8 protein-coding genes and 4 pseudogenes are annotated in these 15458 nt (G+C 73.2%); 4 read left to right on the forward strand and 8 right to left on the reverse strand.

Going from position 1 to position 15458, the window contains the following annotated elements; genetic code table 11:
• Nucleotides 1–238 precede the first annotated feature (238 nt).
• The 7 genes and pseudogenes from FrCorBMG51_RS35005 to FrCorBMG51_RS18690 all read right to left on the reverse strand — a co-directional run.
• Nucleotides 239–859, reverse strand: a pseudogene (locus FrCorBMG51_RS35005) (ATP-binding protein); the annotation flags it as partial.
• Between the two features lie 274 nt (nucleotides 860–1133).
• A complete protein-coding gene (locus tag FrCorBMG51_RS18670; RefSeq protein WP_086055563.1) occupies nucleotides 1134–3338 on the reverse strand; it encodes an ABC transporter ATP-binding protein in 2205 nt (734 codons plus the stop codon).
• Between the two features lie 116 nt (nucleotides 3339–3454).
• Nucleotides 3455–4351: an ABC transporter permease gene (locus FrCorBMG51_RS18675; RefSeq protein WP_083731235.1), complete on the reverse strand. Its 897-nt coding sequence runs from the start codon at nucleotides 4349–4351 to the stop codon at nucleotides 3455–3457.
• A 7-nt stretch (nucleotides 4352–4358) separates the two neighbouring features.
• Complete coding sequence (locus tag FrCorBMG51_RS18680; RefSeq protein ID WP_047224357.1) at nucleotides 4359–5309, reverse strand: ABC transporter permease; 951 nt, start codon at nucleotides 5307–5309, stop codon at nucleotides 4359–4361.
• 115 nt (nucleotides 5310–5424) lie between these two features.
• Nucleotides 5425–7080 (reverse strand): ABC transporter substrate-binding protein, encoded by a 1656-nt coding sequence (locus FrCorBMG51_RS18685; RefSeq protein WP_047224343.1) that lies wholly within the window; start codon nucleotides 7078–7080, stop codon nucleotides 5425–5427.
• A 205-nt stretch (nucleotides 7081–7285) separates the two neighbouring features.
• Nucleotides 7286–7402, reverse strand: a complete 117-nt coding sequence (locus FrCorBMG51_RS34045; protein WP_420848639.1) for a putative leader peptide — start codon at nucleotides 7400–7402, stop codon at nucleotides 7286–7288.
• 835 nt (nucleotides 7403–8237) lie between these two features.
• The gene (locus FrCorBMG51_RS18690; RefSeq protein WP_047224344.1) at nucleotides 8238–9737 is read right to left on the reverse strand and encodes an MFS transporter; all 1500 of its coding nucleotides are present in this window, start codon (nucleotides 9735–9737) and stop codon (nucleotides 8238–8240) included.
• 253 nt (nucleotides 9738–9990) lie between these two features.
• Here FrCorBMG51_RS18690 and FrCorBMG51_RS18695 point away from each other — a divergent pair, with 253 nt between their 5' ends.
• Nucleotides 9991–10836: a TetR/AcrR family transcriptional regulator gene (locus FrCorBMG51_RS18695; protein WP_047224345.1), complete on the forward strand. Its 846-nt coding sequence runs from the start codon at nucleotides 9991–9993 to the stop codon at nucleotides 10834–10836.
• Between the two features lie 14 nt (nucleotides 10837–10850).
• Here FrCorBMG51_RS18695 and FrCorBMG51_RS27210 read toward each other — a convergent pair.
• A pseudogene (locus FrCorBMG51_RS27210) lies at nucleotides 10851–11708 on the reverse strand (thioesterase II family protein); the annotation flags it as partial.
• A 753-nt stretch (nucleotides 11709–12461) separates the two neighbouring features.
• Here FrCorBMG51_RS27210 and FrCorBMG51_RS35010 point away from each other — a divergent pair.
• The 3 genes and pseudogenes from FrCorBMG51_RS35010 to FrCorBMG51_RS32675 form a co-directional block, all read left to right on the forward strand.
• Nucleotides 12462–13385: pseudogene (locus FrCorBMG51_RS35010) on the forward strand (beta-ketoacyl [acyl carrier protein] synthase domain-containing protein); the annotation flags it as partial.
• A 94-nt stretch (nucleotides 13386–13479) separates the two neighbouring features.
• A pseudogene (locus tag FrCorBMG51_RS35015) lies at nucleotides 13480–14562 on the forward strand (acyltransferase domain-containing protein); the annotation flags it as partial.
• Between the two features lie 61 nt (nucleotides 14563–14623).
• A partial coding sequence (locus FrCorBMG51_RS32675) for an acyltransferase domain-containing protein (protein WP_200902505.1) occupies nucleotides 14624–15458 on the forward strand: 835 nt, incomplete at its 3' end.

Consider the following 15458-nt stretch of genomic DNA (forward strand, 5'->3'; position numbering starts at 1 on the left):
CCTCGAGCAGCGCCCGCAGCAGGAGCGGGTTACCGCCGGTGAGCTCCCACCAGCCCGGTGCAGCCACACCCGCGGCGGTGGCACCCAGCCGCGGGGTGAGTACCTCGGCCACCCCGCGCACCGACAGCGCGCCGACCCGCAGCCGGTGGCACCGCGGCTGGCGCAGCAGGTCGGTCTGCCAGGTGTTGCGCAGCCGGTCCCCGGCCGGGTCCGCCAGCTCGGTGGCGATCAGCAGCACCCGCTGGGAGCCCAGCCGCCGGCCCAGGTAGATCAGCCCGCGCAGCGAGGCCGTGTCGACGAGGTGGGTGTCGTCGACGGCGAGCACCACCGGGGCGCGCTCGGAGAGCGTTTGCAACGCGGCCCACAGGTCCTGCAACAGGTGGGGGGACGGGTGGTTGGCGGGGGTGGCATCCCCGGCCGGGCCGTCGGGCAGGCCGGGTGGCACGGCAAAGGCCGTGTCGGGCAACAGGCCGCGTGCGGCGGGGCCGGCGGGCTCAGCGGGCTCGGCGAGGCCGGCGGGCGTGCCGGTGCCGTCCGGCAGGCCGGCCCGTAGGCCGCCGCGGGAGAGCTGGCGCAGGACCCCGAGCGGGAGATCACGCTCCACGCACGATCCGAAGGCCTCCAGCACGGTCGCGCCCGCCCGCGCGGCCCGCGCCATGAAGGTGTGCAGCAGCGCCGTCTTCCCGCTACCCGCTCCCCCGGCGATGACGACCGTCGCGCCCCGGGAGGCGGCACACTCCGCAAACAGCGCATCCAGGCATCGCAGGGCGTCGTCCCGTTCCACCAGGGCGGGAACGGACTCGGTGGAGTGCGCGTCCGGCCATCGCGGCATGATGGCGGACAGAGCTGCGGTACCCATGGTGCTGCGTTTCCTCCGGCTGCGCCGACTTGGCACGCGAGCGACTGCGCTCGTCGCTGACCACTGATCACCGTTGCTGATGTCGTCCGATGGTCCTCAAACTTTCCAACTATTATCACCAAGATAGTGGTTTTGCTCCCCTACCTCGAGATACACCTGTCGGGACATCTCTGCGGAGAGCACGGGCGCCAGGGCCGACAACACCCTCGACAGCGCCGGTCCGGACATCGACAGGCCGGACATCGCCGCGCCGGGTACCGCCGGACGGCCGTCATCATGACACCACGCTCAGGCTGCCCGCGGCCGGCGCCGCGCCCGGGGTGGGCCCGGCGTCCGCTGGGCCGGGCGGCGCGGCGCGCCCGCCGACCGGTCGTGGCACGGCGGCCAGCAGCTGCCTGGTGTAGGCGTGCGCGGGCCGGGCGAACACCGTGGCGACGTCACCGGTCTCCAGCACCTGACCGTCCTTCATCACGATGATCCGGTCGCTGGCGTGGTGGATGACCCCCAGGTCGTGGGAGATGAACAGCAGCGCGACCCCCAGGTCGTGCTGCAGCCCGGCGAGCAGGTCGAGGATCTGCGCCTGGATCGACACGTCGAGGGCGGACACCGGCTCGTCGCAGACGATCAGGTCGGGCCCGGGGGCCAGCGCGCGAGCGATCGCCACCCGCTGCCGCTGCCCGCCCGAGAGCTCCAGCGGGCGGCGGCGCAGCACGTCCGCGGGCAGCCCGACCTGGTCGAGCAGTTCCACGACCCGGGCTCGGCGGGCCGCGCCCCTCGGGGCGCTGGCTCTGGCCGGATCGGCGTCCCTGGTGGGGACGCCACCGATAGCTGGATCGGCGTCCCTCGGGACGCCACCAATGGCTACCGCCTCGCCGATGATGCGCTCGACGCGGTAGCGGGGATCGAACGAGCCCAGCGGATCCTGATAGATCGCCTGAATGCGGCGGCGGCGGGCGCGGCGGGCACGCTCTCGCAGCCCGCTCCACGGCTGCCCGGCGAAGTGGACCGTCCCGCTGTCCGGCTCAAGCTGGCCGAGGACGATACGGGCCACGGTCGTCTTCCCCGAGCCGGACTCGCCGACGACACCCAGCGTCTCGCCGGCATGCAGCCGCAACGACACGTCCCGTACGGCGTCCCGCCAAGTGCCGTCCGGGGAGCGAAAACGCCTGGAGACGCCCTCGACCTCCAGCAGCGCCTCGCCGGTGGCTGCCGCGCCCACCCGCGCCCTGGGCGGGATGCCCACCCCGGTCGCGTCACCCGGGGCCGCCGGCCGGGGTGACGCGACCGCGGGACCGAGAGCGGCAGTGGGGACGACGCCGGCGGCACCGGCCGTACCGGAAGTGGCAGCGGCGCCCTCCGTACCAGAAGTGTTCGCCCAGGCCTCCACCGTTGCCGTGGCGTCCGTTGCCGGCCCCGGGGACGGTGCGCCGAACGGCGGCACCTCGACGGACAGGGCCCTGGCCGGCGGCACCTCGGCCGCCAGCCCCTCGACGGACAGCGCCTCGAACGGGTGCCAGCACAGCGCGTCGTGCCGGTGGTGCGCGCCCGCGGGCACGGCACGGGCCGGCAGGCGTTCGCGGCAGCGGTCGTCCGCCCGCGGGCAGCGGTCCGCGTACGGGCATCCCGCCGGCCCCGGCAGCGGGCCGCGGGAGGCGGCGGGAGCGAGCCGGGTGCCCTTGGTATGGGTGACGGGCACGGCGTCGAGCAGCGCCCGGGTGTAGGGATGGCGGGGGTCACCGAGGATCTGTTCGGCCGGGCCGTGTTCGACGATGCGACCGGCGTACATCACCGCGATGTCGTCGGCGAGCCCGCCGACGACGGCGAGGTCGTGACTGATCAGCAGCAGTGCGGCGCCGTCGATCTTGTGTTGCCGCAGCAGGTCGAGCACCTGCGCCTGCACCGTCACGTCCAGCGCCGTGGTCGGCTCGTCGGCCAGCACCAGGGCGGGGCCGGCGGCTATCGCCGAGGCGATGAGCGCCCGCTGGCGCAGCCCGCCGGAGAGCTGGTGGGGGTACTGCCGGGCGCGCCGGGCCGGCTCGGGCACGCCGACGTCGTCGAGCAGCTTCAGCACCCGGGCGTCGATCTCGGCACGGGGAACGACCCGGTGGGTGCGCAGCGCCTCCGCGATCTCGGCGCCGACCGTGCGCAGCGGGTCCAGCGACACCAGCGCGTCCTGGAGCACCAGGCCGATCCGCCGGCCGCGCACGGCCCGCCACCGCGCCTCGGTGAACGCGGCCAGGTCCTCCCCGGCGAAGCGCAGCCGGCGCGCGCCGAGGACGGCGTTCTCACCGGTGAGGCCGACGAGGGTGCGCGCGGTGACGCTCTTGCCCGAGCCGGACTCCCCCACCAGCGCCAGGCAGCGGCCCGCGTCCAGGGTGAACGAGACGTCGCGGACGGCGTGCACCGCCGCGCCGCCGGTGGTGAAGGTGACGTCGAGCCCGTCCACGACCAGCAGGGGCTCCGCCAGCGCCGAATCCACCCTGCCCACCCTGTCCGTCTTATCTGCCTTATTCGTTTTGCGTTCCTTACCCTCTTTGCCCTCCTTGCCTGCCAGGCTGGTACTGTCCGCCGGGCTGATGTCGCCCGCCGGGCCGGTCACGACGTCCTCCCCGCGAAGCGCCGCTGGGCGAACCGGCCGACGATGTTGACCGCGACCACCGTCACGGTGATCGCGAGGCCGGGGAACACCCCGATCCACCACGCGGTCGCCAGGAAGGAACGGCCTTCGGAGAGCATCGCGCCCCATTCCGGTGACGGCGGCCCGGCGCCCAGGCCGAGGAAGCTCAGCCCGGACGCGTAGATCACCGACGTGCCGAAGCCGACGGCGCCGAGGACCAGCAGCGGGCCGAGGGCGTTCGGCAGGACGTGGCGGGCGACGAGCACCGGCCGGGGCAACCCGAGCCCGACCGCCGCCTCGACATACCCGGAGCGGCGGACCACCAGCGCCTCCGCCCGCACGATCCGGGCGTAGCCGGGCACGAAGGCGATCGCGACCGCGAGCATGACGTTCACCGTCCCCGTGCCGAGCACCGTCACCGCCAGCAGGGCCAGCAGCAGGGACGGCAGCGACAGCAGGACGTCGGCGAACCGCATCAGCACCTGGTCGCCCACCCGGCCGGACAGTGCCGCGGCCAGCCCCAGCACCGTGCCGCCGAGCAGCGCGAACGCCGTGGAGCCGACGCCGACCAGCAGCGAGGTGCGGGCGCCGTGCAGCACCCGGGCGAAGACGTCCCGGCCGAGCTGGTCGGTGCCGAACCAGTGCGCGCCGCTGGGTGAGGCCATCGTCTGGGCGAGGTCGGTCTCGTTCGGGGCCCGGCCGGTGAACAGGCCCGGGGCGATCGCGACCAGCGCGAGCAGGACGAGCAGCGCCCCGGCCAGGGCGACGCCGACGCGCGAGAGCCGTCTGCGCCGCCGCGACCGGTTGGCGGCCCGACCGGCCGCGGTCAGGGCCGGGGCCGGACCGGTGAGCAGGCCGGGCTGGGTGGTGGTCACCGTCGGTTCACCCCTTCCTCAGTCGCGGGTCGATGGCGAGGTAGGCGAGGTCCACCACGGTCGAGATCAGCACGAAGACGGAGGCGGAGATCAACACGACACCGATCACCACCGGCATGTCCTTGTTCGACACCGCCTGCAGGGTCAGCGTCCCGATGCCGGGACGGGCGAAGACGACCTCGACCAGCACTGCGCCGCCGAGCAGCGTGCCGGTCAGCCAGCCGGTCAGCGTCACCAGCGACACCGCCGCGTGGCGCAGCGCGTGCCGGAAGCGCACCGCCGTGCGGGTCAGCCCGCGGGCCCGGGCGGTGACCACGAACGGCTGGGCCAGCGCCGTCTCCAGGCCTTCGCGCAGCACCTGCGCGAGCACTCCGGCGACCGGCAGCGCCAGGGTGATCGCGGGCAGGACCAGGGAGGCGAAGCCCTCCGCCCCGGCGACCGGGAAGATCGTCAGCCGGAACGAGAAGAACGTGAGCAGGACGATGCCGAGCCAGTACGACGGCGTGGACACCGCCAGCAGTTCCCAGGCGGAGGCCAGCGCGCGCGGCAGCGGCCGCCCGGCCGTCGTCACCGCGGAGAGCACCGCGACGACGACGGCCAGCACGGCCGCTGCCAGGGCGAGCTGGACGGTCGGCCAGAGCTGACTGTCGATCAGCTCGGCCACGGGACGCTGGAGCTGGTAGGACTCACCGAGGTCCCCCCGCAGCAGATGGCCGAGGTAGGAGGCGTACTGCACCACGACGGGCCGGTCGAACCCGAAGTCCTCGCGGATCTGCGCCCGCACCTCGGCGGAGGCGGTGGTGGACGGCCCGAGCAGCACCGTCACCGGGTCGCCCGGGACGAGCTGCAGCGCCGCGAAGGCGAGCGTCGCCGCCCCGAACAGCACCGCCAGCGCCGCCGCGAGCCGTACCGCTATCCCTCTGACCAGGCTCCCCTTGACCAGGCGCCCTCTGACCAGGCGTCCCCTGGCCAGGCGCCGCCCGGCCAGGGCCTGCCCGGCCGGGTCACCCCCGGCCGGGCCCGCGCTGGCCGGGAGTGTCCCGACCGGCCCCGCGTCCGTCACTTCTCGTCCGTCACTTCTTGTCGGTCCAGACGCCGTGGAACAGCGGCCACGAGCTCGCGTCGAAGGTCACCCCGTGCAGCTGCCTGGAGACCCCGACGACCGTGGTGGGGACGTAGACCGGGACCGACGCGGCAAGGTCGATGACCCGCTTCTGGGTCTTGCCGTAGACGTCGTCACGAATCTTGGTGTCGAGCGTGGCGGCACCGGCGTTGGTCCACTCGTCCAGCTGCGGGTCGCTGATGAACGAGGCGTTCTGGCCACCGGTGGCCGCCGAGCTGGTGCTGTTGAAGAACAGCCGCAGGATGTCGGGCTCGGGCCGCGCCCAGCTGGAGTCCAGGATGTCGAACTCGCCCGCGTAGCCCTTGGTGACGAAGGTGCCGATGTCGAAGGTCGGACGCTGGAGGTCGATACCGATCTTCTTCAGGTCGGCCTGGATCGCCTGGCCGAGGACCTGCCGCTGGTCCTTGATGTACTCGGCGGGCATGAGCGGCCAGACGACGGCCAGCCGCCTGCCGTCCTTGGTGCGGTAGCCCTCGGCGTCCCGCCCGGTCCAGCCCGCCTCGTCGAGCAGCCGGTTGGACAGTGCCTGGTCGAACGGCCAGGTGTTCTCCAGCGACTTGTCATAGGACGGGGTGCTGGGCGCCAACGGGCCCCAGGCCCGCTGGTACTGGCCGAAGTACACGGCCTGGACGTCCTTGCCGAGGTCGATGCCGCGCTGGATCGCGGTACGCACCCGCTGGTCGGTCAGGGGCTCCCGGGTCACGTTGAGGTAGATCTGATAGGTGCCGCCGGCGGCCTGCAGGCGCACCGTGCCCAGCTCCTTGTTCGCCTCGACGGTGGCGACGTTGGCCGGCGGGATCGCGCGGGCGCCGTCGACCTGTCCGCTGGTGAGCACACCCACCCTGGTGGAGTCCTCCGGCAGGACGCGGATGGTCAGCGCGTCCAGGTAGGCCGCCCCCTTGTTCGCGGCGCCGTCGGGTGCCCACCTGTAGTTAGGGTTACGGACGAACTTGACGCTCTGCCCCTTGGTGTACTCGGCCACGGTGAACGGCCCGGTACCGACCTGGGCCGGACCCTCCGTGCACAGTTTGTCCGCATTTTCCTGCAACGTCTTCGGTGAATAGAAACCGAGGTAGGGGGTACTCGCCGCCTGCAGGAACGGCGCCGACGGGGCGGAGAAGCTGATCCTTACGGTGTGCGGGTCGACGACCTCGGTGCCGGTGTAGGTCTTGATGAGCGTCGAGGCGTACCGCGACTTCGTCTTCGGGTCGGCTATGTGGTCGAAGTTGGCCTTCACCGCGTTCGCGTCGAAGGGTGTGCCGTCGGTGAACGTCACGTCGTCGCGGAGCTTGAAGGTGAAGGTCCTGAAGTCGCTGGAGGTCTCCCAGGAGGTGGCCAGCCAGGGGTGGATCTTCTGGTCGGCGTCGAAGAAGAGCAGCGAGTCGACGACGTTGCGCTGGACCTCGGCGGTGATGTCCTGCTGGCTGACGTGGACGTTGTAGCAGACCGGCTCGGTGTCGATGGCGTAGGTCACCGAACCGCCGGCGCTGGGCACGGCCTCACCGGGACTGGACGATCCCCCGCCGGACGACCCGCAGGCGCCCAGCACGAGCGCCGCGGCGACGGTGACGCCGGTGAGGGCGTACGTGGGCCTGACAAAACGCATGGAGCCACTCCGATGTTCTGGGCGGGAGAGAATGCGGCGGGACGGCTGGCATTCCGCGCGGCGGGCCGGTTACGGCGCACGCGGGGCATTTACCGGGACGATGACTTCGTGCTGGGACGACGACTTCGCCGGAAAACGAGGTGGCCACCGGGCCGGCGGCGGCACCGAGCCGCGTGGCCGAACGAAAAAGACGACCGCGTACGGGTCAGTGTGAACAGGTGGCGCTGGAGACGCGCAACAGGTCGATGTGACGCCGCGACGTCAGACGCGACGTCAGAACAGCCATGCCCCGACTGCTGTGACGATGCCCCCGCGACCTCATGCCGGGGACATTAGCCGAGCCCAAACCCGACCGGCGAAAAAGGTCGATGTGATGCTCGCCATATAGGCGTGCCCGACATCCGCCGTCCTGGCAGGCGGCGGTTTCGATAGTTGGTATTCGGATGAATATCGGGGTGCCAGTAGGGGTCGGCTCGGGTTGACTTCAAATCCGGCGCGTGTTAGCTGCGTCCAGCAGAACACGGATGCTGACCCGGTGTTACCGGCCCTGGTGACGCCGGCCCGATGACCGCCGCCGGAATACCGGTACCGGAATACCCACCGGCCGGACTGCCCCGTGGCCGCACAGATACGCGGCGTGCCGGGCGCGCCGGGTACCGGTGGCGGGAGTACCACAGGTGACGCTCCCGCCCAGGTGGCCCTCCCGCCCACGGAACACCGCTCACGCGGCGGCCCGGGCGGCCGTACCGGACAGGCCGGAGCTGTCCCGGAAAAGAACGGCGCTCCGGGAAGAACAAGGCCACGGAAAGAACGAGGCTCCAGGAAACCGTACCGGGGATATCGGCGGCCGTACCGGTATCTCGATACCCGCTGTCCCGTCATCTCGGCGACAGCCCGGCCAGGCGGGGGAAGGGGCACGGGGCCGGTGAACACACCGTCCCGACTGCCACACCGTCCCGACTGCCAGGCAGCGACCGCCGACCATCGACCATCGACCGCCGAGCGGCGCCACCGGCGGGCCGGCCAGCGGCCAGGGCCGGGGCGGGAGAACCGGGCGGAAAAACGAAGCCGTCCCCGCGGGCCAGCCCAGGAGGGCCCGCGGGGACGACAGCTGGGACAGGTCCGGTCGCGGCCCCGTCACCTTGTGTGGGTTGGTGTCACACGGGCTGGTGCTGGGGGTCGGCCGGCTCGCCCGGGGCGGATGCCGGCTGCCCGGCCGGTTGCGCGGCCGGCTGCCCGGCCGGCCGGGGCGTGCGGGCCAGCGCGAGAGCCACCACGGTCCCGGCGGCGCAGATGGCGGCCGACACCCAGCCACCCACCCGCAGCGCGTCCACGACCCCGGTCGCGGTGGCGTCCAGCGATGCCGGCCCGTGCGGACGGGCCGTCACGACCGCGACGATCACGGCCAGCCCCAGCGCGGTGCCGATCTGCTGGAAGGTCGAGGCCAGGGCGTTGGCGACGCCCTGCTCGGCCGGTGCCACCCCGGCGGACGCGGCGACGAACACCGCGGTGAAGGCGACCCCACCGCCGATGCCCCACAGCACCAGGCCGGGCAGCAGGGCCGGGTACGAGCCGTCCACCGACACCCCGGCGGTGACGGCCGCGATGCCGACGCCGCCGACGAACAGGCCCGCGGCCATCGTGGTGCGCAGCCCGTAGCGGGTGAGCAGGGTGACGGCCGCCGCGCCGCCCACCATCGAGATCACGGTGAGCGGGAGGAACGCCAGCCCGGCCTGGAGCGGGCTGAAGTCAAGCACGTTCTGCAGGTATGTCGTGAACAGGTAGTACTCGCCGGCAAGGCTGCCGACGAGCAGCAGCACCGCGAGCATCGCGATCACCAGCGTGCGCTGCCGGAACAGTCGCGGCGGGGCCAGCGGATCCCGGGTACGCAGTTCGACCAGGACGAACCCGGCCAGCAGGACCGCCCCGACGATGATCGAGGAGGTGGTGCGGGCGGCCGTCCAGCCGACCTCCGAGCCGGAGGCCAGGCCGAAGACGACAAGCGCCACACCGGCGGTGGCGATCAGCGCGCCGGGCAGGTCGAAGCCCTTCAGGCCGTGCGCCCGCGGCGGGTCCGCGGGCAGCAGGCGCGAGACGCCCAGCAGGGCCACGGCCGTGAGCGGGACGTTGACGAAGAAGACCGACTCCCAGCCGAACCAGTCGGTGAGCAGCCCGCCGAGCAGGGCCCCGGCGGCGAGCCCGCCGCTGGCCGCCACGCTCCACACCGCCAGGGCCTGGGTGCGTTCGGTTCCCTCCTCGTAGATGGTGTTGATGAGCTTGAGGATCGCCGGGAACAGCAGCGCGCCGCCGATTCCCTGCACCGTCCGCGCGGTGACGAGCACGCCGGGTGTCGACGCCAGCCCGCCGGCCAGGGACGACAGGCCGTATACGAGAAGCGCGACGCTGAAGACGCGGCGCGCCCCGAGCCGGTCGGAGGCACGTCCGCCGAGCAGCAGCAGGCCACCGAAGGCGACGGCGTAGGCGCTGACCACCCACTGTATCGACTGCGAGGTGAAGCCGAGCTCGACGCCGATGTCGGGCAGCGCGACATAAACGATGTTGTAGTCGACGGCGACGATGAACTGCGCGAACGCCAGCAGCGCGAGGGTGAGCCGGGCGCGCTGATAGGGCAGCCCGGGGGCTGCGGGGACAGTCATGGGGCGAGCCCCTTCCTCTTCTTCGGGTTCTTCGGTTCTTCGGGTTCCTCGAGGCGACGGCTGACACGGGGGACCAGCCCGGACGGACGACGTGACGCGGGCGGCGCAGGGTGCGGCGACGTGGGGCGACGTGGGGCGAGGACCGTCCGGGCCAACTGACGCGACAGTACGATGTTCAAAGACTACACGGCTATCAAAGTTTGGCCGCAGTGCAGGAGACAGGCGCTGTAAACTGCCAACGGTGGAAGATCGCATGCTTCGGCGCCGTGACCGGCTACGCGCCGAGACGGTCCGCGAGATCAAGGCGATCGCACTGCGCCATATGGCCGACGGTGGCGCGGCAGCGCTGTCGCTGCGGGCGATCGCCCGCGAGATGGGCATGACCGCGGGCGCGCTGTACAGCTACTACGACACCCGCGACGACATGATCACCGCGCTGGTGACCGACATCTACACCTCGGTGGCGCGGCGCCTGGAGGCCGTCCGGGCCGCGGCGCCCGCCGACGATCCCGGCGCCGCCCTGGTCGCGGTGGCGATGGCCTACCGCGAGTGGGCCGTCACCAACCCGCAGGAGTACCAGCTCCTCTACGGTAGCCCCATCCCGGGCTACCGCTTCCCGACCGAGGGTGACGCGTCCTCGGCGGAGCAGCAGGCGTGCGGCGTGCTGCTGCGCCTGGTGGAGACCGCCTGGCCGGGCCTGCGGGAGCGGATGTCCGCGCCCGGGGCGGACCTGGACGGCACGGGCGCTGGCACGGACGACTACGACTGGTCCGACTTCACCCCGCCGTTCGCCGCGCTGGCCCGCGCGGCGGTCCCGGGCCTGCCGCCGGCGGCCGTCGCGCTGTCGCTACGGATCTGGGGTCGGCTGCACGGGCTACTGGCACTCGAGATCAACGGGCACCTGCGGCCCCACGTGGCGGACCCGGCGACGCTCTACCGCGCCGAGGTGCGCGAGCTCGCCGCCTGGCTGGGGGGCTCCGGCACAGCGGGAGCCGGCACAGCAGGCCCTGGCACGGCGGACGCCGGTACCGCGGGGGCCCGCGCCGCCAGCTCGGCGCGGATGGCCGCGATGACCGGCCCGGGGTCCTCGGCCAGGTAGAAATGCCCGCCGGGGAAGACCCGCAGGTCGAACCCGGCGGTGGTGTGCTCCCGCCAGGCCTGTGCCTCGTCGAGGGTGACCTGTGGGTCGGCGTCGCCGGTGAACACCGTGACCGGGCAGGGGAGCACCGCGCCCGGCTGCGACCGGTAGGTCTCGACCGCGGTGTAGTCGGCGCGGATCGCCGGCAGGATCATCCGCAGGATCTCCTCGTCGCCGAGCAGCCGGGGGTCGGTGCCGGCGAGCTGGCGCAGCTCGGCGACGATGCCGGCGTCGTCCCGGCGGTGGACGTCCTGCCGCTGGCGGTACCTCGACGGCGCGCGGCGGCCGGAGGCGATCAGGCACACCGGGCCGTCCTGCCCGCGGGCCCGCAGGCGCAGGGCGACCTCGAAGGCCACGACGGCGCCCATGCTGTGCCCGAAGAACGTCAGCGGCTCGCCGGCCCACGGCCGCAGGGCCGTGGCGATCCCCTCGGCGAGCCCGGCGATGCTGGTGACCGCCGGCTCGCCGAGGCGGNCGAGGCGGTCCTGGCGGCCGGGGTACTGGACGGCGAGCACGTCGACGCCGCGCCGGCCCGGGCCGGCCGGCGCGGACAGCTCCTGGGACAGCGGGAAGAAAAAGGGCGCCGAGCCGCCCGCGTGCGGGAAGCAGACCAGCCGCCCGGCGGGATCCGCCACCGGATGAAACCGCCGTATCCACAGATCGGCACCGGTACCGCTGCCGGTACCGTCGCCGGCACTCACCCCGGGTCGCGTCATGACGACTGGTGTCCTTTCCTGCCGGCGGCCGGCCGGGCCGGCGGATGACGCCCGAAAATACCCGGCCTGGTTTCCGTCATCCCTATCAGGGCCGCCATCGGGAAGCAAGACCGGCATCCGAGGAAAAGCCTCACAGAGGCCAACGTTTTATTCTCCGGGGCAGCTGGCACATAATATGGGCCGCACATCCCGTGTGAGCTGTACCACAATGACGGTAAGGGTCGACTAGGGGTATCGATAGGGGTTATCGCCGCGCGCTTTTCTGCGGACCATCTACATACTGGCCCTCCTGACGGACCGGCGGGTACCCGAGTACGGTTCGTCGCACGCCCGTAGGGCGGGCGCGGGCGCGGCCGGCAGCAGGCCGTGTCCGGGCGCCCCGGTCAGGTGTGCGTGGACGGGACGTGTGAACGCGGAACACATAGGCGCGGACGAAGACGAAAGGGTGTGATACAGCGTGCTACCGCACCGCTCCAGCCGCCGCCGCGCCGCACGCTGTCCCCACCACGGTCTCCCCTGCGCCGAGCGTTGTTGTCGCCTCGGGAACCCGCAACCGCGCTGACAGCCCCGGTGCCCGGGGCCGGCCTGACCGCGCGGCGGGGCAGGGCCGGCTGACCGCGCGGCCGGCCGGCCCGCCGCTCGAACGGCACCCCCGCCGTCACCCGTTCATCGAGATCCACACCGTGCGGCTCGTCCCCGAGNGCCCCTCCGCGGTCCCCGGCAGCCACACCAGATCTTCCCGAAATCCGGGTCCCGTCTCCGCGCGAAACAACGAACGTGATCGCGCCGCCTTCGGCCGGCGCGGCCAGCCNGCCGCCACCCCGGCATCCGGCCGCGCCGGCCGTTTACGAGAGGAAATGGACACCCAAGATGTCGCATGCCGAGACGCCGTCCGACATCGCCGTCGTCGGGCTGGCCGCCCGACTGCCCCAGGCGGTCGGCCCCGGGGAGTTCTGGCAGCTGCTGGAGAATGCGCGCAGCGCCGTCACGGATGTTCCCGCCGGCCGTTGGGAGGGAATCCCGGACGATATCCGCCCGCTGCGCGGCGGTTTTCTCGACGGCGTCGCGGACTTCGACCCGGAGTTCTTCGGCATCTCGCCGCGCGAGGCGGACGCGATGGATCCGCAGCAGCGTCTCGTGCTCGAGCTCGGCTGGGAGGCGCTGGAGGACGCCCGCGTCGTCCCGGCCGCGCTGGCGGACACCCGCACCGGCGTCTTCGTGGGCGCCATCGCCAGCGACTACGCCGGGCTGGTCCACCGTTACGGCCTGAACGCCGTCACCCGGCACACTCTGACCGGGCTGGCCCGCGGCATCATCGCCAACCGGCTGTCCTACCTGCTGGGCCTGCGCGGCCCGAGCCTGACGGTGGACACCGCCCAGTCGTCGTCGCTGGTGGCGGTGCACCTGGCCTGCGAGAGCCTGCGCTCGGGCGAGTCGGAGCTGGCGCTGGCCGCCGGCGTCCACCTCAATCTCACCGCCGAGACGGCTGTCAGCGCGCAGCGCTTCGGCGGGCTGTCCCCGGACGGGCAGTGCTTCACCTTCGACGCGCGGGCGAACGGCTTCGTGCGCGGCGAGGGCGGCGCGGTCGTCGTGCTCAAGCCGCTCGCGGCCGCGCTCGCCGACGGCGACCGGATCCACGCGGTGATCCGCGGCAGCGCGGTCAACAGCGGCGGCGCCACGGCGGGCCTGACCGTCCCGAGCGCACAGGCCCAGCGGGACGTGGTGCGCGCGGCGGCCAGCCGCGCCGGCGTCGACCCGCGCGACGTGCGCTACGTCGAGCTGCACGGCACCGGGACCGCGGTCGGGGACCCGATCGAGGCGTCCGCGCTGGGCGCCGCCTACGGTGTCGGCCGGCCCGCCGACNGACGACCCCCTGCTGGTCGGGTCGGTGAAGACGAACATCGGCCATCTCGAGGGCGCCGGGGGGATCGTCGGCCTGGTCAAGACGGTCCTCGCGATCACGCACCGGGTGCTCCCGCCGAGCCTGAACTTCGTCACGCCCAACCCCCGGATCCCGTTCGAGGAGCTGCGGCTGCGCGTGGTGACCGCCCGGCGGCCCTGGCCGCACGACGACCGGCCGCTGCTGGCCGGGGTGAGCTCGTGGGGAGTCGGCGGGACGAACTGCCACGTCGTGCTGGGCGAGGCGCCCAGCGCACGGCCCACGGCGGCCGGGGCAGCTGGAGCGGCCGGAGGATCCGGGGCGGCCGAAGCGTCGTCGGCCCCGCCGGCGCGCGCCGGCGGCGATCGTGAGCCCGCGGCACACGCCGACGGTGGCCGTGAGCCCGCGGTACGCGGCGTCGCGCCGTGGGTGCTGTCCGGGCGTGGCGTGGACGCGGTGGACACCCAGGCCGGCCGTCTGCTGGCGCTGCTCACCGACCCCCCCGCCGGCGGCACCGGCAGCAGCGTTGAGAACGCTGAAAGCGGAGACGGCGGCGCCGACGGTAACAGCACCGGCGGCGGGGGCGATCCCGCGGACATCGCGCTGTCGCTGGCGACGACCCGGGCACGTTTCGAGGACCGGGCGGTGGTGATCGGCGCCGACCGGGCCGAGCTGTCCGTCGGGCTGCGCGCGCTCGTCGCCGTCGAACCGGCCGCGGGCGTGGTGCGCGGGTCGGTGGGTGAGCGCGGCAGGACCGTCTTCGTCTTCCCCGGCCAGGGCTCCCAGTGGGCCGGCATGGCCGCGGAGCTGCTGGACACCTCCCCGGTGTTCGCCCGCTCGATCGAGGCGTGCGCGGCGGCTCTCACACCCCATGTCGACTGGTCGCTGCCGGACGTCCTGCGTGACGCCCCGGGCGCCCCGTCGCTGGAGCGGGTCGACGTGGTGCAGCCGGCGCTGTTCGCGGTGATGGTCTCCCTCGCCGCGGTGTGGCGGGCCTTCGGTGTCGAGCCCGACGCGGTGATCGGCAGCTCCCAGGGTGAGATCGCCGCGGCGCACGTGGCGGGCGCGCTCACCCTGGAACAGGCCGCGGCCGTGGTGGCGCTGCGCAGCCGCGCCCTGGTCGATATCACCGGCCGCGGCGGGCTGGNGGCTGGTGTCGGTCCCGCTGCCCGCGGCCGAGGTCGCCACGCTGCTCACGCCGTGGGCCGACCGCGCGGGCATCGGCGTGATCAACGGTCCGGACGCCACGGTCGTCTCCGGCGAGACCGGCGCCCTCGACGAGTTCGTGGCGACACTGACCGCGGCCGGTGTCGACGTCCGCCGGATCCCGGTGGAATACGCCTCGCACTCGCCGCAGGTCATCCCGGTGCGCGAGCGGCTGCTCGAGCTGCTCGACGGCATCACCCCGGTGGCGGCAGACGTCGCGTTCTACTCGACCGTCACCGCCGGCAGGTTGCCCACCACCGAGCTGACCCCCGCCTACTGGTACCGCAACCTGCGGGAGACCGTGGACGTCGACCGGGCGGTGCGGGCGGCGCTCGCGGCCGGGCACGGCACGTTCGTCGAGATGACACCGCACCCGGTCCTCACCGGCGCGATCCAGCGGATCGCGGCGGACGCCGGCCCCGGGCACGCCGACACCCTCGTCACGGGTACGCTGCGCCGCCACGACGGGGGCCCCCGCCGGCTGCTGGCGTCGCTGGCCGAGGCGTACGTGCGCGGGGTCGACGTCGACTGGGCCGCGGCGATCGACCCGGCGGCGCGCGTGACGGACCTGCCCACCTATCCATTCCAGCGGCGGCGGTTCTGGCTCGGGGGCGCGGCGGCCCGCCCGGCGTCGCCCACGGCGACACCGGCCACCGATCTACCTGACGTATCCATACCGGCGCAGATCGTTCCGGATCATGACACGGCGACCCACGGCACGGACGTGGCGGTACCCGCAGCGCCAAGAACGTCGTCCCCCGCCGGCCCGTCGCGGCTGGCCC

It is taken from the genome of Protofrankia coriariae (genome assembly GCF_001017755.1).
Taxonomy (GTDB): Bacteria; Actinomycetota; Actinomycetes; order Frankiales; family Frankiaceae; genus Protofrankia; species Protofrankia coriariae.